This window comes from Achromobacter ruhlandii (assembly GCF_902859695.1).
Lineage (GTDB): Bacteria > Pseudomonadota > Gammaproteobacteria > Burkholderiales > Burkholderiaceae_B > Achromobacter > Achromobacter ruhlandii.
Genome location: NZ_CADIJL010000057.1, coordinates 1 through 21905, shown reverse-complemented (window position 1 = coordinate 21905; position 21905 = coordinate 1). Strand labels below are relative to the sequence as shown.

The 21905-nt window shown below is 70.2% G+C and carries 20 protein-coding genes and 1 pseudogene; 8 read left to right on the top strand and 13 right to left on the bottom strand.

Annotated features, from left to right (window positions below; all coding sequences use genetic code 11):
• Positions 1 to 138: 138 nt before the first annotated feature.
• Positions 139 to 1164, top strand: coding sequence for a polyphosphate kinase 2 (gene ppk2 / locus HV742_RS31090; protein WP_141702805.1), 1026 nt, complete (start codon positions 139 to 141; stop codon positions 1162 to 1164).
• A 22-nt stretch (positions 1165 to 1186) separates the two neighbouring features.
• On the opposite strand, the gene HV742_RS31085 is transcribed toward ppk2, so the two are convergent.
• From HV742_RS31085 to HV742_RS31070, 4 genes are all read right to left on the bottom strand, one after another.
• Positions 1187 to 1567 carry an RNA-binding S4 domain-containing protein gene (locus HV742_RS31085; protein ID WP_054419688.1) on the bottom strand — a complete coding sequence of 127 codons (381 nt, stop codon included), beginning with the start codon at positions 1565 to 1567 and terminating at the stop codon, positions 1187 to 1189.
• 50 nt (positions 1568 to 1617) lie between these two features.
• On the bottom strand, positions 1618 to 3306 hold the full coding sequence (locus HV742_RS31080; protein ID WP_254601316.1) for a putative bifunctional diguanylate cyclase/phosphodiesterase: 1689 nt from the start codon (positions 3304 to 3306) through the stop codon (positions 1618 to 1620).
• Positions 3307 to 3446: 140 nt separating this feature from the next.
• A complete protein-coding gene (locus HV742_RS31075) occupies positions 3447 to 4436 on the bottom strand; it encodes a tripartite tricarboxylate transporter substrate binding protein (RefSeq protein WP_063570298.1) in 990 nt (329 codons plus the stop codon).
• Positions 4433 to 5269 (bottom strand): amidohydrolase family protein, encoded by an 837-nt coding sequence (locus HV742_RS31070; protein ID WP_063583078.1) that lies wholly within the window; start codon positions 5267 to 5269, stop codon positions 4433 to 4435. The genes HV742_RS31075 and HV742_RS31070 overlap by 4 nt, the downstream gene beginning before the upstream one ends.
• A 130-nt stretch (positions 5270 to 5399) precedes the next feature.
• Here HV742_RS31070 and HV742_RS31065 point away from each other — a divergent pair, with 130 nt between their 5' ends.
• The 3 genes from HV742_RS31065 (at position 5400) to HV742_RS31055 (ending at position 8767) form a co-directional block, all read left to right on the top strand.
• On the top strand, positions 5400 to 6287 hold the full coding sequence (locus tag HV742_RS31065; protein WP_175147205.1) for a LysR family transcriptional regulator: 888 nt from the start codon (positions 5400 to 5402) through the stop codon (positions 6285 to 6287).
• 108 nt (positions 6288 to 6395) lie between these two features.
• Complete coding sequence (locus HV742_RS31060) at positions 6396 to 8273, top strand: ABC transporter ATP-binding protein/permease (RefSeq protein ID WP_254601314.1); 1878 nt, start codon at positions 6396 to 6398, stop codon at positions 8271 to 8273.
• 182 nt (positions 8274 to 8455) lie between these two features.
• On the top strand, positions 8456 to 8767 hold the full coding sequence (locus HV742_RS31055; RefSeq protein WP_175147204.1) for a hypothetical protein: 312 nt from the start codon (positions 8456 to 8458) through the stop codon (positions 8765 to 8767).
• 2 nt (positions 8768 to 8769) lie between these two features.
• On the opposite strand, the gene HV742_RS31050 is transcribed toward HV742_RS31055, so the two are convergent.
• Positions 8770 to 9573, bottom strand: coding sequence for an aspartate dehydrogenase (locus tag HV742_RS31050; RefSeq protein WP_059271608.1), 804 nt, complete (start codon positions 9571 to 9573; stop codon positions 8770 to 8772).
• 173 nt (positions 9574 to 9746) lie between these two features.
• Between HV742_RS31050 and HV742_RS31045 the strand changes: the two genes are divergently transcribed.
• A complete protein-coding gene (locus HV742_RS31045) occupies positions 9747 to 10253 on the top strand; it encodes a GNAT family N-acetyltransferase (RefSeq protein WP_054419699.1) in 507 nt (168 codons plus the stop codon).
• Here the strand turns inward: HV742_RS31045 and HV742_RS31040 are convergent.
• The 4 genes from HV742_RS31040 to HV742_RS31025 all read right to left on the bottom strand — a co-directional run bounded on the left by HV742_RS31040 (position 10234) and on the right by HV742_RS31025 (position 15437).
• A complete protein-coding gene (locus tag HV742_RS31040; protein WP_175147203.1) occupies positions 10234 to 11145 on the bottom strand; it encodes a BMP family ABC transporter substrate-binding protein in 912 nt (303 codons plus the stop codon). The two genes, HV742_RS31045 and HV742_RS31040, sit on opposite strands and share 20 nt — an antisense overlap.
• Entirely contained in the window at positions 11142 to 12119 is a 978-nt protein-coding gene (locus HV742_RS31035) for a Bug family tripartite tricarboxylate transporter substrate binding protein (protein ID WP_175147202.1), read from the bottom strand. Before HV742_RS31035 ends, HV742_RS31040 begins: the two co-directional genes overlap by 4 nt.
• Positions 12120 to 12295: 176 nt before the next feature.
• The gene (locus tag HV742_RS31030) at positions 12296 to 13684 is read right to left on the bottom strand and encodes an amidohydrolase (RefSeq protein WP_054502003.1); all 1389 of its coding nucleotides are present in this window, start codon (positions 13682 to 13684) and stop codon (positions 12296 to 12298) included.
• A 259-nt stretch (positions 13685 to 13943) separates the two neighbouring features.
• The gene (locus tag HV742_RS31025; protein ID WP_175147201.1) at positions 13944 to 15437 is read right to left on the bottom strand and encodes an MFS transporter; all 1494 of its coding nucleotides are present in this window, start codon (positions 15435 to 15437) and stop codon (positions 13944 to 13946) included.
• Positions 15438 to 15594: 157 nt separating this feature from the next.
• Between HV742_RS31025 and HV742_RS31020 the strand changes: the two genes are divergently transcribed.
• Positions 15595 to 16380: a TetR/AcrR family transcriptional regulator gene (locus tag HV742_RS31020; protein ID WP_254601312.1), complete on the top strand. Its 786-nt coding sequence runs from the start codon at positions 15595 to 15597 to the stop codon at positions 16378 to 16380.
• Here HV742_RS31020 and HV742_RS31015 read toward each other — a convergent pair.
• The 4 genes from HV742_RS31015 to HV742_RS31000 form a co-directional block, all read right to left on the bottom strand.
• Positions 16367 to 17317: a Bug family tripartite tricarboxylate transporter substrate binding protein gene (locus tag HV742_RS31015; RefSeq protein WP_175147200.1), complete on the bottom strand. Its 951-nt coding sequence runs from the start codon at positions 17315 to 17317 to the stop codon at positions 16367 to 16369. The genes HV742_RS31020 and HV742_RS31015 overlap by 14 nt on opposite strands.
• A gap of 54 nt (positions 17318 to 17371) precedes the next feature.
• Entirely contained in the window at positions 17372 to 18637 is a 1266-nt protein-coding gene (locus HV742_RS31010) for a carboxylesterase/lipase family protein (RefSeq protein ID WP_175147199.1), read from the bottom strand.
• Between the two features lie 167 nt (positions 18638 to 18804).
• Positions 18805 to 19755 (bottom strand): adenosine deaminase, encoded by a 951-nt coding sequence (locus tag HV742_RS31005; protein ID WP_054419714.1) that lies wholly within the window; start codon positions 19753 to 19755, stop codon positions 18805 to 18807.
• Between the two features lie 8 nt (positions 19756 to 19763).
• Positions 19764 to 20684, bottom strand: coding sequence for a LysR family transcriptional regulator (locus HV742_RS31000; RefSeq protein ID WP_175147198.1), 921 nt, complete (start codon positions 20682 to 20684; stop codon positions 19764 to 19766).
• 163 nt (positions 20685 to 20847) lie between these two features.
• Between HV742_RS31000 and HV742_RS30995 the strand changes: the two genes are divergently transcribed.
• Both HV742_RS30995 and HV742_RS30990 read left to right on the top strand, forming a co-directional pair.
• The gene (locus HV742_RS30995) at positions 20848 to 21522 is read left to right on the top strand and encodes a hypothetical protein (protein WP_175147197.1); all 675 of its coding nucleotides are present in this window, start codon (positions 20848 to 20850) and stop codon (positions 21520 to 21522) included.
• A gap of 98 nt (positions 21523 to 21620) precedes the next feature.
• Positions 21621 to 21905, top strand: a pseudogene (locus HV742_RS30990) (lytic murein transglycosylase); the annotation flags it as partial.

Genomic DNA, 21905 nt, shown 5'->3' with positions numbered 1-21905 from the left:
GGCCCTTCCGCGCCGCGCGCCGCGGGCAAACCCACGGCGGCGGCCGCCGCCAATCGCGGCCAGGACACCGCCAGGGCGGGCGCCGCCAGGCGCACCGCCTCGCGCCAGGCCGTCTCCGGCGTCACCACGCCCGCCGGCCTGCCCGCCATCGAGCCCGCGATCCAGGCCCACAAGCGCGTCAATGCGCGCGAGGTCGCCGCGCGCCAGGAAACCACCGCGGTGCTGGCCGACATCGCCCGCCGCTATCAGGTGGGCGAAGCCGGCGAAGCCCACGAGGCGCTGCGTTCGGTGATCGAGGAACTGTCGCCCGACGATGCGCTGGCCGTGCATCGCGCGCTGCTCGAAGCCAACGCGCAGGCCGCCGGCGCGCGCCGCAATCCCGACGAGGAGCTGGCGACCGATTGGCGCGAAGGCATCTATCCCTACCGCCATCGCATGCTGCGGCGCAATTATGAAAAGCAGAAATACGCGCTGCAGGTCGAGCTGCTGAAGCTGCAGGCCTGGGTCAAGGCCACCGGGCAGCGCGTGGTGATCCTGTTCGAAGGCCGCGACGCGGCCGGCAAGGGCGGCACCATCAAGCGCATGATGGAGCACCTGAACCCGCGTGGCGCGCGCGTGGTGGCATTGGAAAAACCGTCGGACACCGAACGCGGCCAGTGGTACTTCCAGCGCTACGTGCAGCACCTGCCGACCGCCGGCGAGATCGTGATGTTCGACCGCTCCTGGTACAACCGCGCCGGCGTCGAGCGCGTGATGGGATTCTGCTCGCAGGACGAATACCTGCAGTTCCTGCGCCAGGTGCCCGACTTCGAACGCCATCTGGTCACCAGCGGCATCCACCTGGTCAAGTTCTGGTTCTCGGTCAGCCAGGAGGAGCAACGCCGCCGCTTCATGCAGCGCAAGGTGCATCCGCTCAAGCAATGGAAACTGAGCCCCGTGGACCTGGCCTCGCTGGACAAGTGGGACGACTACACCCGCGCCAAGGAGGCGATGTTCGCGCACACCGACACGGCCGACGCGCCGTGGATCGTGGTCAAGTCCGACTGCAAGAAGCGCGCGCGCCTGAACGCCATGCGCTACGTGCTCAGCCGCTTGCCGTACGAAGGCAAGAGCGGCGCGCCGGAACTGGCGCTGGATCCCTTGATCGTGGGGCGGGCGCTGTAGGCGCGCTGCGCGCGGGCGCGGCCTACTTGCCGCGCATCTGGTCGATGAGCCGCCGGTCGCGCTTGGTCGGCCGGCCCGCCGCGATGTCCAGCGCGGGCTCGGGCGCCAGGCGCCGCATCTCGGCCGCGCGTTCGCGCGCGGCCACGCTTTCCGGAGTTTCCTCGTACAGCTGGCGCGCCACCGGCGCCGGACCGCGCGCGCCGCTGACGGCCACCACGCGCACGTGCACCGCCGGGTCTTCCTTGCGGATGCTGACCACATCGCCCGCGCCGACCTCGCGCGCCGGCTTGGCCGGCTGGCCATTGACCTGCACGCGGCCCTTGCCGATTTCGTCCACCGCCAGGCTGCGCGTCTTGTAGAAGCGCGCCGCCCACAGCCATTTGTCGATCCGGATCTTTTCCATCGTCGTCATCGCGAAGTCTTGCTCTCAATCGCACATGATAGCGGCTGGCGTCACGACGCCTCGCGCAGCAGCGCGGCGAAGCTGCTGGCGGGCAGGGCGCGGCTGAACAGGAACCCCTGCATGGCGTCGCAGCCTTCCTCGATCAGCATCTGGCGCTGCGCCTCCGTCTCCACCCCTTCGGCCAGCGTGCGCATGCCCAGCGAGTGCGCCAGCCGCACCACGCCGCGGATCACGGCGGTGGCGGTGGGCACCTTGCCCAAGGCCCAGACGAACGACTGGTCGATCTTGAGCGTGTCGATCGGCAGCCGCACCAGGTAGGCCAGGCTCGAATAGCCCGAACCGAAATCATCCAGCGATGCCGAGATGCCGGCCTCGCGCAAGGCGGACAGAATGCCCGAGGCTTTCTCGACATCGCTCATCAGCGAGTTCTCGGTGACCTCCACGTCCAGCAGCGTCGGCGGCACGCCATGCGCCTTGGCCAGGTGCACGATGGTGTTGGCCAGGTCGGGCGCGACCAGTTGCCGCGCCGACAGGTTGAATGAGATGCGCGGCACCGGCAGGCCCTCGGCCAGCCATTCGCTGATGTGCAGGCAGGTGGCGTTGGCCACCCATTCGGTCAGCGCCGATTCCAGCGGCGAATCCAGGATCACGTCCAGGAAGGCGGCCGGCCCCAGCAGGCCGCGGGTCGGATGGCGCCAGCGCAACAGCGCCTCGGCGCCGCACAGCGAGCCGTCGTGCATGCTGACCTGCGGCTGGAAGTGCAGTTCGAACTGGTTGTGGGTCAGCGCGCCCTGGATGTCGCCGCGCAGCGACAGGCGCGCGCCCAGGCCCTGCATCAGTTCGCGGTGATAGACCCGCACCTGGAAACGGCCGGCCGACTTGGCCGCGTACATCGCCGCGTCGGCGTAGTTCAGCAGCATTTCGGCCGATTCGCCAGGCGAGTTCATCAGCGCGATGCCGATGCTGGCGCCCAGCGACACCGAGCGGCCGTGCACGTCGCTGGGGCGCGACAGGGAATTCAGGATTGAATTGGCCAGGGCCTCGGCCGCGCGTTCGTTGGTGCCGCGCAGCACCAGCAGGAATTCGTCGCCGCCGACGCGCGCGCAGAAGATGGAAGGCGTCAGGAACTTGCGCAGGCGTTCGGCCACGTCGCACAGCAACAGGTCGCCCTCGGCGTGGCCGAAGGCGTCGTTGACTTCCTTGAAGCGGTCCAGGTCCAGGAACAGCACCGCCAGCGTGGCGCCCTGCGCGGCCAGCGCGGGCTCGGCCTCGGCGATGGCGGCGGACAGCGTGTCCATGCATTGGCGCCGGTTGGGCAAGCCGGTGAGGTAATCGTGGGTGGCCTGGTACTTGAGCTGCGCGGTTTCCTCGCGCTCGCGCGAGACATCGCGGAACAGCACGGCCAGGCCGCCATCGTGGGCGAAGGCGCGCGCCTCGAACCAGGTGGCCAGGGGCGCGTAGTAGCCGGTGTGGCTGGCGGGGTGGCCGGTCTGCATGGCGCCGCGGCAGGCATCGTAATAGCCGGTGCCGACCAGGTCCGGGCAACTGTCCCACAGGCCTTGCCCGACCAGGTCCTGCCTGCCGCGACGCAGCAGCCGTTCGGCGCTCGGGTTGAGGTAGCGGACGCGCCAATCGCGATCCAGGGACAGAAAGCCATCCGTCAGGGCGTCGAGCGTGGCGCCGTCGGCGCCGGCGACCGTGTTGGCGGCGGGGGAGGAGTCGTTGCTGGCTTGGTTCATCTCGTTGCGGATATCCCTGAGCACGATCGCGATGTGCTGTTTTATCGCATCGGCAGGCCGCCGTAAAACCAAAAAAAGGCGCCCCGAAGGGCGCCCAAGACCGGCAAACCGGTATGCGGGCGCATGGCGCCCGCCAGGACTCAATCCAGTTTCAGGCCGGCTTCCTTGACCACGCGCTGCCACTTCTCGATCTCGGCGCGGCGGAAGGTGTCCAGCTCGGCCGGCGTCGAGCCGATCGGCTCGGCGCCGATGCCTTCGAGCTGTTCCGCGATCTGCGGATCCTTCAGCACCTTGGCCAGGGCCTGCGACACCTGGTTGACGATTTCCGGCGGCGTGCCGGCGGGCGCGAACACCGCGTTCCATTCGTAGGTTTCATAGCCGGGCACGCCGGATTCGGCGATGGTGGGCAGGTCCGGCGCGGCCTTGGAACGTTGCGCGCCGCCAACGGCCACCGCGCGCAGCTTGCCGTTCTTCACGTGCTGCCAGGCCGAGCCCATGCTGGCGAACATCACCGGCACCTGGCCCGACATCACGTCGATCATGGCCGGGCCGCCGCCCTTGTAGGCGACGTGCTGCAGCTGGGTCTTGGCCAGCAGGTTGAACAGTTCGCCGGCCAGGTGCTGGGCCGAGCCGGGGCCGGCCGAGGCAAAGTAGACATGGTCCTTGGCGTCGGGCTGGCCCAGGCGGATCAGGTCGGCCACGGTCTTCACTTCGTACGACGGCGTCACCACCAGCACGTTGGGCACGCGCAGCAGCAGCGACACCGGCGCGAATGCGGTCAGGGTGTCGAACTGCATCTTGGGGTGCAGTGCCGGATTCTGCGCGTGGTTGGAGGCGTCCAGCATCAGCGTGTAGCCATCGGGCTGGGCCTTGGCGACCACCGCGCCGCCGATCATGCCGCCGGCGCCGCCACGGTTTTCAATGACCACCGGCTGGCCCAGTTCGGCCGCCAGCTTGGGGCCGATCAGGCGGGCCACCACGTCGACCGTGCCGCCGGGCGGGTAGGTCACGACCAGGGTGACGGCGCGCTCGGGATAGGCGGCGGATGCGGTGCCGGCGGCGCCGGCCAGCACACCGGCGGCGGCCAGCAGGCTGGCGCGGCGCGCGAGGCGTTTGAACAGAGGGGTCATTGGAATTCTCCTTGGAATTGGAACAGCCGCAGCGGCGTGTCGGCGAGTACGACGCGCCGCTGCGCGGGGTCATCGATCCAGTCGTCCAGCCACTGCGTGGCAGCGGGATAGGACGCCAGGTGGCGATGCTCGGTGTGGGGCCAGTCGCTGCCCCACATCAGGTGGGCGGGCGTGTAGGCGTCCAGCAATTGCCGCGCGGCCTCGCGGCCCGACGTGGCACAGGCGGCGCCGGTCCAGTTGCGGTAGGGGGCCGACAGCTTGACCCAGACGCGGCCGCTGCCAGCTTGCCGCAGCAGATACTGGAAACCGGGGTCGGCGATGCCAAGTGCCGGGTCGGGACGGCCGAAGTGGTCGACCACCACGCGGCAGCCGGCTTGCAGCAAGGCCGGCATGATATCGGCCAGGCGCGCCGCCTGCACATGGACCTCGACATGCCAGCCGAGCGCGTTGACGCGGTCGAGCAGGTGGCGCCAGGCGGGCGCCGCCAGGTCGGGCAGGTCCAGGCCGATCAGGTTCAGGCGGATGCCGACCACGCCGGCCTCGGCCAGGGCGCGCAGCCCGGCGTCGTCGATGGCGGGATCCACCACCGCCACGCCGCGCAACCGCGCCGGCGCGGCGCGCAGCGCCTCGAGCAGATGGCTGTTGTCGGTGCCCAGGAAGCTGGGCTGCACCAGTACGCCGTGCGACAGCCCGTGCGCGTCCAGCAGGCCCAGGTACTGGGCCAGGGTGGCGTCGTAGTCGGGCGTGTGGCGGCGAGTGTCCGCCAGCGCCAGGCCCTGGTGAAAGACGTGGGCGTGGGTGTCGACGGCGGCGCCGGTGACCGGTGGGGGCAAGGCTGTCTCCTGCGATGTTCTGTATGGGCACCAAGAAGGTGCGCATCTGTAAGGTTCTGTAAGCCGGATTCTAGGCAGACAAGGTATAGTTTTCTATTCTGTAAAACCGCTTTATTTATATTGGATTGATATGGAAACCCGGCATCTGCGGTATTTCCTGGCGGTGGTCGACCACGGCAGCGTCAGCCGCGCGTCGGAATGGCTGGGCATCGCGCAGCCGGCCTTGAGCCAGGCCTTGGGACGCATGGAGAAGGACCTGGGCGTGCGCCTGTTCGAGCGTTCGCGCCAGGGGTCCACGCCAACGCCGGCGGCCCTGGCCATCCTGGAAGACGTGCGCGCCAGCATCGCCCGCATCGATGCCGCCGCGCGCCGCGCCCAGGAGATCGGCCGTGGCAGCGCCGGCCAGCTGACGGTGGGATTGGTGTCGTCGGCGCTGTTCAACACCCTGCCGCGGGCGCTGCGCGAACTGCGGCGCCAGGCGCCCGGCGTGCGCGTGATCCTGCGCGAGATGAGCAACGCCGAGCAGGCCGAGGCCCTGCAGACCGGCGAGATCGACATCGGCCTGATGCATACGCCGGTGGCGGTGGGCGGCCGCATGCGCGAGCGCCAATTGTTGCGCGAGCGGCTGGTGGCGGCGGTGCCGGACGAGTTCGACGTGGCCGCCGACGGCCAGGTCTCGATGGCGCAGATCGCGCGGGCGGGCCTGGTGATGTACCCGCAATCGCAGTTGCCGGCGTTCTACGCCGACATCCTCGATGCCATGCGCAAGGGCGGCCACGACGCCCACGTGGCGCAGGAGGCCAACCGCACGCTGACCGTGCTGGCCTGCGTGGCCGGCGGCTGCGGCGTGGCGCTGCTGCCCAGCTGGATCCGGTCAATGGATTTCAGCGGCGTGCGCTTCTGCGAGGTGCGCGACGGCGATCGCCTGCCCAGCTTCGACCTCAGCGCCATCTGGCCCGCCCGCTCGGTGCCGACCCTGGCGGACCTGTTCGCCAATCTGGACCTGGGCGGCTACTGAGCCGTCCCCGCCGCCGGCGAAGACTTAAGCCACGCTTAAGACGGCGCTTGCGCCGGAACCGCGCCGCCCGTGTCGTTCTAAACAGAAACGACATCGACGGGTGGATGCATGGACCTGGATTGGCAGCAACAGTTGTGGGAAAGCGCGCTGTGGATGGCGCGCGCCTTCGGCATCAGCGCCATCGCGCTGGCGCTGGTGGCGTTCGCGCTGTCGCGCTGGACCGATTGGGGGCGCAAGTTCTGGCGCCTGGCCTGGCCCTACCTGACGCCGCGACGCAGCTGGCGCCCGCTGCTGACGCTGGCCGCGCTGCTGTTCCTGGCCATGTTCTCGGTCCGCATGACGGTGCTGTTTTCCTTCTGGTACAACGGTTTCTACAGCGCTCTGCAGGCGCTCGACGCGCACGCGTTCTGGCGCTTCCTGGGCATCTTCGCGGTGCTGGCCACGGTGCACGTGGTGCGCAGCCTGATCGACAGCTACGCCGGCCAGGCGTTCGACATCCACTGGCGCGTCTGGCTCAACGACCGGCTGACCGGCGACTGGCTGGCCGCGCGCGCCTACTACCGCGGCCATTTCGTGGCCGAACCGGTGGACAACCCCGACCAGCGCATCGAGCAGGACATCGCCGCGTTCGTGACCGGCTCGCGCACGCTGGCGATCGGCGCGCTCAGCGCCGTGGTCTCGCTGGTGGCGTTCACCGCGATCCTGTGGAACCTGTCCGGCGCGCTCGACGTGGCGGGGGTGGAGATCCCGCGCGCCATGGTGTTCATGGTGTACCTGTACGTCATCGTGGCCACGCTGTTCGCGTTCCGCATCGGCCGGCCGCTGATCCTGTTGAATTTCCTGTCCGAACGGCTGACCGCCAATTTCCGCTACGCGTTGCTGCGCTTGCGCGAGAACGCCGAGAACGTGGCCTTCTACCAGGGCGAGGCGGTCGAGCGCGCCACGCTGTGGACGCGCTTCTCGGCCTACATCGCCAACCTGTGGGCGCGCGTGTACCGGGGCCTGAAATTCGATGGCTTCAACCTGGTGGTGAGCCAGGTGGCGGTAGTGTTTCCGTTTCTGCTGCAGGCGCAGCGCTTCTTCAGCGGCGCGATCAAGCTGGGCGACGTGATGCAGACCTCGCAGGCGTTCGGCCAGGTGCAGGATTCGCTGTCGTTCTTTCGCACCTCGTACGATGCCTTCGCGCAGTATCGCGCCACGCTCAACCGCCTGGCCGGCTTTCTGGACGCCAACGCGGCCGCGCGCGCGCTGCCCGTCATCGAGGCGCAGCCCTTGCCCGACGCGCTGGAGATCTCCGGGCTTGAGGTGTCGCATCCCGATGGCCGGGTGTTGTTGCGGAACCTCGATCTATCGCTGCGTCCGGGGCAGGCGCTGTTGATCAAGGGGCCGTCCGGGAGCGGCAAGACCACCTTGCTGCGCGCGGTGGCGGGCCTGTGGCCCTATGCGCGCGGAATCGTGCGGCGGCCGCGGGGAGCGGCGGCGCTGTTCCTGTCGCAACGGCCCTATCTGCCGCTGGGCAGCCTGCGCGATGCCGTGGCCTATCCCGGGCAGGCGCGGGCTGGCGACGATGCGCGCCTGGCATCGGCTTTGCGCTCGGTGAACCTGGGGCACCTGGTCGACCGGCTGGATCACGAGGCCGACTGGTCGCGCATCCTGTCGATCGGCGAACAGCAGCGCGTGGCGTTCGCGCGGGTGCTGTTCAACCGGCCGGCCATCGTGTTCCTGGACGAGGCCACCTCGGCCACCGACGAAGGATTGGAACACATGCTGTACGGTTTGCTGCGCGAGCAGCTGCCGCTCGCCATGCTGGTCAGCGTCGGCCATCGCGGCACGCTGGACGCGTTCCATACCCATAGGCTGAGCCTGGATGGAGCGGGCGGTTGGGCCATGGCGCCGGTGCGGGCGAGGGCAAGCGTTTCCTGTCCGTGCCGTGAAGGGGCGCAGGACGCCGTGAGCGCGGGCGCCTGCGTTGCCGGTTCCCGCTGATCCGGACAGTCCGATAGCCTGGGCGCACCGTCTTGGTGCGGATGCGGCCGGGCCGGCGCCGAACTGTTAAGAAGTTAGGAAAGCATGTTCCGCGGGCCGGCCATCATGCTGCAATCTGGCTCATGCACGGACTATCGCGGTGACGCGAAGGTCGATACGCCTGAATCGCATGGGAACCCCGCATGGAAAAGACTTACGACAATTATGTGGCGCAGCTTCGCCATCTTCTGGACGCCGAGCCCGGCGTCGGGTTGGCCTTTGGCGCCAACCTGGTGGCGGCGCTGGTGGGTGGCCAACCCGTCTGGTTCGACCGGGGCGAGGGCCTATGCTATCTCGGCGATTTCGATGCCGATGCCTGGCGGGGAGAAGCCTGGGAAGGCCAGACCGTCGAGGAGACCTGGCGCGTCCTGCAATATCCCCGGTTCGTACGGCTGCGCATGGCGCGGCAGGACGGGATGCCGGCAGTGGCGCGGGGGCGTTCCCTGGCGCATTGACGCTAGGTCCCGACCCGCAGCGGCCCGGTCAGCTTGCGCAGCGCCGCGATCACGCTTTGCGCGGTGATGCGGCCGGTCTTGGGGTTGGCCGACGGGATGTTCTGGATCTCCATCGAGAACGAGGCGGCGTCGGACACCACTTCGACGCGGTGCACGTTGCGCTCCAGTGACGGATCGGCCCAGATTTCCAGCGTGGTGCGGTCCGGGCCGATGCCGGCCAGCGACACGCTCACGGCCACGTTCAGGTTGGCCGGGAAGCCCACCGCCGCCTCGCGCGGCGAGCCGCGGAAGATCAGGCGCGGTTCGGTGATGCCGTCGATGTCGATATTGTTCTCGGTCAGGTAGGGCGCGCCCAGCAGGCCTCGCACCGGCTTGCGCGTGATCATCGTGACCGAGTGGATCTCGCCCTCGGCGGCGGCGGTGATCGCGTCCAGGCCCAGGATGGCGCCGGACGGCACCAGGATCTGGCCGTGGTGGCGGCGCGCGACCTCGATCAGGTCGTCGTGGCGCAGCAGCGCGCCGGAACTCAGCACCACCAGCTTCTTGCCGGCCGTCAGCACCGGCTCGGCCAGTTCGCGGAACACGGCGGCGGGGGCGCATTCGACCACCACGTCGCAATGGTCGGCCAGCGCGCCGATGGTGGTGAATACCGGCTTGGCGTTCCGCCAGGCCACCGCGGGCGCGGCCTGGGGATCGCGCACGGCCACGGCGGCCAGCGTCAGGCCGGGCAGCCCGGCGTCCAGGGATTGCGCCACGGCCTGGCCGATGGCGCCGAAGCCGGCGATGCCGACGCGGTAGCTGTTCATGGAAGATTCCGGAGGAAGGGGCGCGAAGGCGCCATCAGGTTCGCGGGCCGGCCGGCGTCAGCGTGGCCGGCCAGGGTCGGCGGTCACTGTAGCGAGGGGCCGGGCGGGCGTCAATCATCGCCGGGCTTACACTCGCGGTCTGTGCCATGCATTCATCGCCAAGGAGAAGGGCCATGCGGATTTCCGCCGAAACCCCCGACGACATCGACGCCATTTTCACGCTGACGCAGCAGGCGTTCGCGGATCATCCGCACAGTCAGCAGACCGAGGGTTACATCATCGACGCGCTGCGCGCGGCCGGCGCGCTGACGCTGTCCCTGGTGGCGCGCGAGGACGGCAGGGCCGTGGGCCACATCGCCTTTTCGCCTGTCGCGATCAGCGACGGCGCGGCGGATTGGCATGGGCTCGGGCCGGTGGCGGTGCTGCCCGCGATGCAGGGGCGCGGCATCGGCGCGGCCTTGATCGAGGCTGGCCTGGCCGCGCTCAAGGCGCGCGGCGCGGCCGGCTGCGTGGTGATGGGCGATCCGGCGTACTACACGCGCTTCGGCTTCACGGCGACGCCGGCGCTGACCTACCCCGGCGTGCCGCCGGCGTACTTCATGGCGCAGGCGTTTACCCAGCCGGCGCGGGGCGAGGTGACGTACCACGCGGGCTTCGCGGCTACCGGGCCGGTGGCGTGAATTCCCGCCCCGTGTAGTCGGGTGCGACCGTGATCTCGCCGCGCGCCAGGCGCGCCGACCAGTCGTCGAGCGCGCGGCGCTCTTCGGCCGAGACGTCCGCGCCCAGCCGCAGCCGCAGCGATGCGTCCGCTTCCAGGCCGAAATGCGTGACCGCGCCGACCCGCAGCGCGCCGGCGGCATGATCGGCCGCGGCCCGTTCGACGCACAGCCCCGAGTCGGCCAGCGCCGACGCCAGGTACACGGCCGGGTCGCGCGCCACCCAGTCCAGCACATTGCCGATCTGCCACAGACCGCGGCGGCGGCAGGCGCGGGTGATGCCGTCGCGGCCGCCATCCATCATTGCGAACACCACGCGGGCGCCGTTGGCCGCCAGCGCGTCGGTCCAGGCCTCGGCCAGTGCCGGGTCGTGCTGGTTGCCGCAGAAGCCGGTCAGCGGATCCTGCCCGCGCACACGGCGCACGCCGTCGGCATAGGCGGCGCGGCCCTTCAGCCCGGGCCGCACGCGTTCTCCCGACAGATGCGCGGCGCCGCCGCGCAGGCCCGCCAGCACGCCGGCCAGGAAGGCCGTGTGCTCCTGCAGGATTTCATAGGACGCGACATTGGCCGCATGGTGGCTGCCCTGGGTGATGGCGAACTGCGTGTCCGGAAAGCGCGGCGCCACCCGCGCCACCGGCACATCGCCCTGGCCGCCATGCACGATGACGAGGTCGGGGGCGTCCGCGCACAGCGCCGCCAGGCGCTCGGCGCGCGCATCGGGGTCGTTGTCCGCGATCCATTCCACCTGCAGGGCGTGGCCCGCGCGCGCGGCGCGCGCCGCACCCTGCACGGCGGCTTCGTTGAACCCGCCCCGGCCGGCCTGGCCGAACAGCACCAGCAACCGGCGCACGCTCACAGGCTGGCTCCGGTCGCCCGCACCACCGGGCCCCAGGTATCGGCCTGGCGGCGCACGAATTCGGCGAATTCGGCGGGCGACTTCTGCGCCAGCACGAAGCCCTGGCCTTCCAGCTTGGTGCGGATATCGGGGGTGCGCAGCACCTGCGTCAAGGCGTCGTACAGGCGTTCGCTGACGGCGTCGGGCAGGCCCGCCGGTCCAGACAGGCCGACGAAATTCTCGGCCACCAGGCCGGGATAGCCCAGTTCGCCCACCGCCGGAATCTCCGGCGCCTGCGGCACGCGCTGCGCGGTGGTCACGGCCAGCAGGCGCAATTGGCCGGTGCGCAGGAACGGCAGGTTCTGCGGCAGCGCGTCGACCGCGAAGCGGATCTGTCCGCCCAGCAGGTCGTTGCGCATCGCGCCCGAACCCTTGTACGGAATGTGTTCGAGCCTCGCGCCGGTCTGGCGCGCGTACAGTTCGCCGACGATCTGGCCGACCGACGCCAGGCCGCCGCTGCCGTACTGCACCGGCGCCGGCTGCGCCTTGATCCACTCGGTCAGTTGCGCGAAGGTCTCGACCGGCACCGACGGATGCACCACGAACGCGGTCGGCACCGCGCCCAGGTAGGCCACGTGGCGGAAGCTGGCCAGCGGATCGTAGTGGTGCTGCGGCATCAGCGCGGGCGAGATCGACAGCGGCGCCGAGTTCGACATCAGCAGGGTGTAGCCGTCGGCCGGCGCCTGCGCCACCTGTGTCGCGCCGATGGTGGAACCGGCGCCGGGACGGTTGTCGATGACGATCGATTGCCCCAGTAGGTCGCCCAGCGCCGGCGCGATGACGCGCGCGGCGATGTCGCTGGCGCCGCCCGGCGGAAACGTCACCACCAGGCGGATGGGCCGCTCGGGCCAGGCGGCGGCGCGCGCCCGGCGCGGACGCGCAAGCGGCAGGGCCAGCGTGCTGGCGAGCAGGAATCGGCGGCGGGAGATCGGCATGGCGGGTCGGCGCTTTGGCGGCAAAGGGCCGTACTGTAGGAAACCATGCCGTCCGCCACAAAGACTTTATGGCGGTTTGCTTATGCCCGCCGCGTATCGCGGCGGACGGGGCGCGCGCCTTGCGCTTGCGCCGCCCGTCGCGCCGCCGGCAGAGCGCGGGCGGCGGGGGCCCGTGGTCAGCCGCCTTGCCTGGCCTTGGCCATGTAGTCGACCGTCAGGTTGGACAATGCGCGCACGCCGTTGATCAGGCCCGACTCGTCCACATAGAAGCGCGGCGAATGGTTGGGCGCGGCGGTGTCGGGATTGACGTCCTTGGGCGTGACGCCAAGGTAGAAGAACATGCCCGGCACCTTCTCCTGGTAGAACGAGAAGTCCTCGGACGCCGTCGACTTGGGCTGCAGGCCGTAGTTGCCTTCGCCCGCCACGCGCCGCAGCGTGCCGCCCATCTCCTCGGTCAGGCCGGGATTGTTGACGGTGGCGTTGTACAGCTCCACCACCCGCACGTCGGCCTTGGCGCCGGCGCTTTGCGCGATCTGCGTGGCCGTGCGTTCGATGCGCTGGTGGATGTCCTTCTTCATGCCCTCGTCATACGTGCGGATGGTGCCCGTCATGGCGACGCTGTCCGGCACGATGTTCATGCGGTTGCCGCCGTGGATCGCGCCCACGGTGATGACGGCCGGCTCCAGCATGCTGTTGATCTGGCGGCTGGGAATGGTCTGCAGGCCCAGGATGATCTGCGAGCTGACCACGATCGGGTCGATGCCCGACCACGGCCGCGCGCCGTGCGTCTGCTTGCCGGTCACGTCGATCCAGAACTGGTCGGCCGCGGCCATCGCCGGGCCGCTGCGCCACGACAGCTTGCCCACCGGATAGCTGCTGGAGACATGCAGGCCGAAGATCGCGTCGACCTTGGGATTGTCCAGCACGCCTTCCTGCACCATCATCTTGGCGCCCCAGATCTTCTTGCCGTCCGGCTCGAAGTCGGCCGGGCTTTCCTCGGCCGGCTGGAAGATGAACTTGACGCTGCCGGGCAACTGGTCCTTCATGCCGGCCAGCACTTCGGCGGTGGCCATCAGGATGGCGGTGTGGGCATCGTGGCCGCAGGCGTGCATCACGTCCACTTCCTTGCCCAGGTAGGTGCCCTTGGCCTGCGAGGCGAACGGCACGTCCACCTGCTCCTTGACCGGCAGCGCGTCCATGTCGGCGCGCAGCGCCACCACCGGGCCGGGCTTGCCACCCTTTAGCAGCGCCACCACGCCGGTCCCGGCCACGCCGGTCTTCACTTCCATGCCGAGCGCGCGCAGATGGTCGGCCACCAGCTTGGACGTGCGCGTTTCCTGGTTGCCCAGTTCGGGATGCTGGTGGATGTCGCGGCGCCAGGCGATGAGCTTGTCTTCGATGGCCTTGGCGCGCTGGTCGATCTGCGCGGCCAGTTCCGGCATGGGCGCCGGCGCCAGCGGCCCTTGCGTGCCGGGCGCGCTTTGCGCGGCGGCGGCGCCGCTCAACGCCAGGTGCGCGGCCAGCGCCAGCGGGGCCAGGCGGAACAGGATCTTGCGGTGTTGCATGGCATGTCTCCTCTTGGTTGTTAACCTGTTATTGGGCGGAGATATTACCGGAGCGCATGCGCGGCGGCGCGCTTGTTACGCCTGCTTAAAAACGCCGCTGTTTGATTCCGGGCGCTGGAATTCCGCGCCTTGGAATTGTGCGCCCCGCCTGGGTTTCGGCGACTCGCCGCGAGCCCCGCGCGGTTTCGTCGGAGTCGCGCGGCAACGGGTCGCGCGGCGCGGCGTCCAGCGTTACCGCGACAAGGCCCGCGCCTGTCGCTTACGCGGCCCGCAGCACCGGCCGCGCGCCGCGCGTGACCCACAACAGCACCAGCGCCGCCAGCAGCGAGGCCACGCCGGCGCCGGCCATGGCGGCATGGAAACCGCTGGCCAATGCGTCGGCGAACAACGCCGCCACGCCATCGGGTTGCGCCGGCAGCGCGTGCCGGGTGACCGCCTCGCGCGCCACCGCCTGCGCATCCGGTTGGCCCAGCCGCGCCAGCGCCGCGGCCAGGTGCTCGACCGCGCGGCTGCTCATCAGCGCGCCGAGCAGCGCGATGCCGATGGTCATGCCGGTCTGGCGCAGCGCATTCATGGTGGCCGAGGCCATGCCCGAGCGCTCGCGCGGCACGGTCGCCATCACCGCCATGCTGGTGGCCGGCACCGACAGTCCCATGCCCAGGCCCAGCAGCACCATCAGCGAACCCGACAGCGCATAAGGCGTGTGGGCGTCGAAGCGCATCATGCCCAGCATGGCCGCGCCGACCATGGCATAGCCCGCGATCATCAGCCGGGGCAGGCCGAAGCGCTGGTTCAACCGGCCGAACACCGTCGACACGATGCCGGTGGCCACGAACTGCGGCGCCAGTTGCCAGCCCGTCTCAAGCGGCGTCAGGCCGCGCACGTGCTGCAGGTAGAGCGAGAAGAAGAACAGGCTGCTGTAGGCGCCGAATCCCATCACGAACGAGGCGAAGTTGGTGCTGGCGAAGCCGGCGTCGCGGAACAGGCCCAGCGGCAGGATGGGGCGCGCCACGGTGTGCTCGACCCAGAGGAAGGCGATCAGTCCGAGCGCGGCAACGGCCAGTGCGGCGAGGGTGGCCGGCGCCTGCCAGCCGTGTTCGCCGGCAGTGATCAGGCCATAGGTCAGCGCGCCCAGCCAGACCACGCTCAGGGCCTGCCCGAGCGGATCGAAGGCGGCATGCTCGGGATGCGCGCTTTCCTGGATGCCCCAGGCGCCCAGCGCGATCGCCAGCGCGCCCACCGGCAGGTTGATCAGGAAGATGCTCTGCCAACTGAAGTGCGCCACCAGCAGGCCGCCCAGCATCGGGCCGACGATCAGCGAGATGGCATTGCACGAGGCCCACAGGCCGATGGCGCGGGCGCGCTCGGCGGGGTCGGGAAAGGCCTGGGTCAGTAGCGACATCGCGCCCGGGATCAGCAGCGCGCCCGCCACGCCCTGCACCGCGCGGCCCGCCAGCAGCAGCGGCAGGTTGTCGGCCAGCCCGCACAAGGCCGAACCCAGCGTGAACAGCGCCACGCCCGCCAGCCACGAGCGCTTGCGGCCATAGCGGTCGCCCAGCGGTCCGGCCGACAGCATGAAGGCAGACAGGAACAGCGCGTAGGCGTCCACCACCCATTGCAGGCCGGCCATGTCGATGCGCAGCGCCGCCTGCATGGTGGGCAGGGCGACATTGACGATGCTGATGTCCAGGATGGTGATGAAACTGCCCAGGTTGACGGCGAACACCAGGGCGCGGCGGCGGGAGGCAAGCATGCGGAAGGGCCGTGAAGGGGAGGGAAAGCGTATTCTAGTAATCGACTGACCGTCGGTCAATAAATAAAAAGACGCATTCCCGGATGTTTTCCGGGCGGCAAGCGGGACGCGTCCTCTACACTGCGGATCGTTGAAAATGAAAGGATTCCCGCTCGCGATGGCCCGTTCCGCCAAGTCCCCCGGCCGGCCCGATGCCAAGCCCGGCGCCGAGCCCGGCGCCAGGCCGGATACCCGGCCCGCCGGCAAGCCGGACACCCGCCCCGCCGGCAAGCCGGATACCCGGCCCGCCGGCAAGCCGGACACCCGCCCCGCCGGCAAGCCGGACACCCGGCGCGGCGCCCATGCCCGCGCCGCCACGCCGCGCACCAAGCCCGCGTCGGTGCGCCTGGACGAACTGATGGCGGCCGCCGAAGATCTGTTCGTGCGCCAGGGCGTCGAGGCCACCACCATCGACCAGATCGTGGCGCAGGCCGGCGTGGCCAAGGGCACCTTCTATCACTACTTTTCGTCCAAGGCGGACGTGCTGGCGGCGCTGCGCGTGAAGTTCTCGCAAGGCTTCCTGGACCGCATCGACGCGGCCATGGCGGCCTGCGCGCCGGACGATGGCGTGGCGCGCCTGCAGGCCTGGACGCGCGCCGGCGTGCAGGCCTATTTCGAGGGCTACGCGCTGCACGATGTCGTGTTCCACGACGTCAACCATCCGCATCGCGGCGCCGCCGAACGCGCGGCGGTGCTGGCGCAGGCCGAGGCCATGCTGCGCGCCGGCCAGCAGGCCGGCTGCTGGCGGCTGGCGCAGCCGGCATTGACCGCGATCCTGCTGTACCACGGCATGCATGGCGCGGTCGATGACGCCATCGCGCGTGGCGCGACCGACGCCGACGCGCTCGCCGCCAGCCTGATCCCGCCGTTCCTGCGGCTGGTGGGCGCGCCTACTGCAGCTTGATTCCCAGTTCCTTGATCAGCGGGCCCATCTCGGCGCGGTCGGCGGCGATGGTGTCGGCCAGTTCCTGCGCGCTGCCGCCGATCGGAATCATGCCCAGCGTTTCCATCTGCGCCTTCATTGCCGGTTGCTTGAGGATGTCCGCCACCGATTGCTGGATCCGGGCCACGCGCTCGGCCGGCACGCCGGCCGGCGCCATCAGGCCGATCCAGGGTTGCGGCGCGTAGTCGCCCATGCCCGATTCGCGCAGGGTCGGCGTGTCGGGCAGGCCGGCGAAGCGGGTCGGACTGGTGATGGCCAGCGCGCGCAGCCGGCCGCTGTCGATCAGGCCCTTGGAACTGGAGGGCGCGTCCAACCCCACGTCGAGCTGGCCGCCGATCAGGTCGTTCTGCGTCTTGCCGGACGAGGACGACGGAATGTACAGCGCCTTGATGCCGGCGCGCCGCGCGGTCTGCTCCCACACCAGGTGGAAGGCGGTGCCGATGGAGAACGAACCCACCGCCAGGCTGCGTGTCTTGCTCTCGCGCACGAAATCCTGCCAGGTCTTGATCGGGCTGTCGCTGGGTACGATGAAGATGAACGGCGTGCGCGCCACCAGCGCCACCGGCTGCAGGTCCTTCTGCGGATCGAACGGCAGGCTGTCGACCGCGAACGGCACGATGGTCACGGAAGACGCCACCACCATGCCCAGCGTGTAGCCGTCGGGCGCCGATTTCACCAGCGCGCCGGTGCTGATGATGCCGGACGCGCCCGGCTTGTTTTCCACCACCACCGGCTGCCCCCAGGCGGCGGACAGCTTGCTGGCGAGCACGCGCAGCATCACGTCGACCGGGCCGCCCGGCGGGTTGGAGACGATGATCTTGACCGGCTTGTCCGGATAGGCCGCGCCGGCGGCGGCGGGCAGCAGCAGGGCAAGCGCGAAGGCGAGTCGTTTGAACATGGTATTCCCCTTGTCGGTGTTGGATGCGCCGGGTCTTGCGCCCGGCGTTCGGCTTCATGCCAGCACTTGCAGGTGCGGCGCGGGCGGCCAGGCGGGCGCCTCGCCGCGGATGAAGGCGATCCAGGCATGTTGTGTCGCGCGGGCCAGGGCGGCGGCCTGCGTGGGCGGCAGGCCCCGCAGCATGGGCGCGGCGGCAAAGGCGTCCAGCGTGTCGAAGACGAACGGCAGTTCGATGCAATGGCAGGCCTGGAAGCGCGCCGTGGGCGCCACGTCGAAGCGCGCCAGCCAGGCCTGGCGGCCCTGCGCGGCGGCATCCACGGCCCATTGCCGCGACGGCGCGCCGAACACGGCTTCGCTGGCCAGCGCGCAGTCGGGCCCGTCGCCGTCGGGAAAAGCCGCCATTTCGTCGCGGGTATAGCTGACCAGCACGTCGGCGCGGCCGGCCGCCGCGGTCAAGGCCGGGACGATGTCGACGGGCAGCACCTGGCCGTCGAGCACCGGGCCAAACAGGCTGCGGCGGCTGCCTTCCGATTGCAGGGCGGCCACGACCTGTGGCGCCTGCTGCGCGGCCAACAGGCGCTCGACCGGCAGGGCGCGGGCCTGCTCAAGATCGTTGGCGCCGGCGGCATCCAGCAACACCTGCCCCAATGCCGCGGCCTGCGCGCTGTCGCGAAAGCCGCGGCCGAGCGCCGCGCTTTGCAGGATGGCGCGCCCAAAGCGCGGCCGCCGCGCCAGCATGGCGCAGATCGACGAGGCGCCGGCCGACTGGCCCATCAGCGTGACGCGCGCGGGGTCGCCGCCCAGGTCCTGGATGTTGTCGAGCACCCAGTCGATGGCGCATTCCTGGTCCAGCAGGCCGACGTTGGCGGTCTGGCCAGGCACATGCAGCCAGCCCAGCGCGGCCAGCCGGTAGTTCACCGCCACCACCACCAGGTCGCCGCGCGCCGCCAGGCGCGCGCCGTCATACCAGTCCAGCGCGCCGCCGCCGCTTTGCCAGGCGCCGCCGTGCAGCCACACCACCACCGGCCGGCGGCGTGCGTCCGCGGCGGGCGTCCACACCGTCAGGTGCAGGCAGTCTTCGTCCTGCGGCGCCTGGAAGTCGCCCATGGCGCCGCGCAGGCGCGACGGCAACTGCGGCGCCACGCAGCCGGGACGGGTGGCATCGCGCGGGCCGCTCCAGCGCGCCGGCTCGGGCGGCGCGAAGCGCAATGGGCCCACCGGCGGCTCGGCGTAGGGAATGGCGCTGAAGCGGCACACGCCGCCATCGCGCGAACCGGTCAGCATGCCGGCGCGCAGCCTGGCCTGGACGGTGTCTGTCATGTGGTCTTGCCCCTTGTCGTCATGGTCTGCGGCGAACGGCGTGCAGGACGTCGTCCACTCGGGACTATGGTAGGGACGAACGGGGCCGTGCGGGCATGCCGGTTTCGAACCAGGCCATGCGCAACCCGCATGGCCGCGCCGGCGGGCGGCGGCCGTGCGGGACGGGCTTACTTCAGGATGCGCGCATCCATGCTGTTGTCGGCCAGCGCCTGGGCCTGCGCCTGGCTCATGCCCAGGTGTTCGTACAGCGCGTGGAAGTTCTCGGTGACGTAGCCGCCGAAATAGGCCGGGTCGTCGGAATTGACCGTGACCTTCACGCCGGCGTCCAGCAGCGACAGGATGTTGTGCTCAGACATGTGGTCGAACACGCGCAGGCGGGTGTTCGACAGCGGACACACGGTCAGCGGGATCTGCTCGTCGATCAGGCGCGCCATCAGGCGCGGGTCCTCGGCGGCGCGCACGCCGTGGTCGATGCGCAGCACTTTCAGCAGGTCCAGCGCCTCCCAGATGTATTCGGGCGGGCCTTCCTCGCCGGCGTGGGCCACGGCCGGCAGGCCTTCGGCGCGGGCGCGGTCGAAGACGCGCTGGAACAGGCGCGGCGGAAAGCCTTTTTCGCTGCTGTCCAGGCCGACGGCGATGAACGCGTCGCGATAGGGCAGCGCTTCTTCCAGCGTGCGCATGGCCGCTTCCTCGGGCAGGTGGCGCAGGAAGCTCAAGATCAGGCCGCTGCTGATGCCGAGCTTCCTGCGGCCGTCTTCCAGCGCCTGGCTGATGCCGTCCAGCACCACCTTGAACGGCACGCCGCGGTCGGTGTGGGTCTGCGGATCGAAAAAGGGCTCGGTGTGCACCACGTTCTGCTCGTGGCACTTGACCAGGTAGTCCCAGGTCAGGTCGTAGAAATCCTGCTCGGTGCGCAGCACGTCGGCGCCGCGGTAATACAGGTCGAGGAATTCCTGCAGGTTGCCGTAGTTGTAGGCCGCGCGCAGGGCATCCATATCGGGCCACGGCAGCGCCACGCCGTTGCGGCGGGCCAGCCGGAACAGCAGCTCGGGTTCGAGCGTGCCTTCCAGGTGCAGGTGCAGTTCCGCCTTGGGCAGAGAGTTGAGCCAGTCGTACATGGGTGCTCCTAAGTCGAGGTATTGATGGCCTGCGCCACGGTGTCGGCGAATGCGCGCGCCTGGCGCGTGCTGGGGCGGTCGCGGCGCCAGATGGCGGCCAGCGGCGATTTGCGCAGCGCCGGCCGGGCCGCCAGCACCACCACTTCGCCGCGTGCCGCGCGCACCGCCGCGACGCTGCCCGGCAGCATCCACAGGTAGGGACCGACCGTCAGCATCTCGCGGCCGAATTCCAGCGACAGGGCGCCGATCATATCCGGAATCGGCAGCCCCTCGCGATGCAGCACCATTTCCAGTTCACCGCGGATACGGCTGCCGGGCAGGGCGGTGATCCAGGGATAGGCCACGCACTCGGCCAGCGTGGCATCGGCGCGCTCCGCCAGCGGATGGCCGGGGGCGCACACCAGCACCACCGGATCGTCCAGCAGGTTGGCCGAGCGGTAGATGCGCGGGTCCACCGTGGACGAGAAGCGGCTGATCAGCACATCCAGCGCGCCCGCGTCCAGGTCTTCGATCAGGCGTTCATGGGTGCCGATCTCCAGCGTCAGGGTGATGCGCGGATAGGTCTCGCGAAAGCGCGTCGCCGCCTGCGCCACCGGCCAGCCGGCAAACATCGAAAAGCAGCCCACCGTCAGGCTGCCCTCGTCGCCGCGCGACAGCGCCGCCAGGTCGATCTCGGCCTTGCGGAATCCCGTCAGCAACTGGCGCGCGTGGCGGCACATGGCCTCGCCCAGCGGCGTGCAACTGGTGCCGCGCGAGGTGCGCTCGAACAGCCGCGCGCCCACCAGTTCCTCGATCTCGGCGATGGCGCGCGACAGGCCGGACTGCGTGCTGTGCAGCTGCGCCGCCGCCTTGGACAGATTGCCCAGCTCGGCCACCGTCAGCACGATTTCCAGGTGCCGGGTGCGGAGTTTTCCTTTGAAGGGCGTCATGGCGGGCGGGGCAGTGGCGATGCGCCGATTATTGACCCGCGCCGGGTGCTTGGCAACGCGGCCTTGGCGTTTCGGTATAGTTCGTCGCCAGGGAGGCGCAGGTGCGATGCGTATGATGACAAGACGGGAATCCGGGCGGCCCGGGGCCGCGCCACGATGGCTGATGACGGGGCTGGCGCTGGCGGCGCTGGCCGGCTGCGGCGTGTCGACCGTGGACACCGTGCGCGTGACCTGGCCGCCGTTCAAGGAAGGCACGGCGCTGACGCTGCCGTCCGATCCGGCGCAGTGCCCCGACCTGTCCGGCACCTACCGGGTGGCGGGTGAACCGCGGGGTGAACCGCCTGCGGGCGAGGGCGCCACCGGCATGGCCGACCTGCGCCAATTCCTGGCCTACACCCTGGACCTGGCGGGCCTGCCGGATACCTCGGAACATGCCTGGCGCCCCACAGCGGCCGCCAGCGTCACCTTCGCGGCGGCGCCGGAAGGCTGGCGGATCCTGGCCGATGACGGCCAGGGCGGCCGCTTCACCGGCCTGCTGCCGCTGCGCGACGGCACGGCGGGCTCCCCCGGTCCGGCGGATGGCCCGCCGCTGGCCCGGACCGACATCCAGCACTTCGGCGGCTGCACCCAGGGCCGCTACTGGATCAGCGCCCGGCGCGACTGGCGCCAGTATGAATCCATGGGCGTGTTCCGCACCGTGGCGCTGCTGCGGCCACAGGCGGGCGGATTGCTGGTGAGCGTGCAGCGCGAGTCGCACAGCATCGGCCTGCTGCCGTGGTATTCGTCGGATGAGGTGCGCTCGCAGTATTGGTTCGGGCCGTCGGCCGCGGGCCGGTAGCCGTCGGGTAACCGCCCGTATCCACGCGTGCTTTCCGGTTCGATTTCGGCGCCCGCTCGCGGTACGATCCGGGCTGACTTCGATTTTTCAGGATTACCATGCGACAGAATGCGCTTCGCACCCGAATCGATCCCCTGGCGCGCGCCGTCCTGGCCGCCACGCTGAGCGTCGCCGTCTTGGGCGCCGCCCAGGCCCAGTCGCCTTCTTCGGCCACCGGTACGCGCAGTCCGGGGGCCCAGCCTTCCCCGTCCGGACCGGTGCTGACGCCCAAGCGCAGCTTCGACGATCCGGCCACGCCGGCCGCGGCCCCTGCCGCCGCGCCCGCGGCGGCGCCGGACGATTCGGCGGCCGCCCCGCCGACGAACGTGCGCGTGCCCGACGCC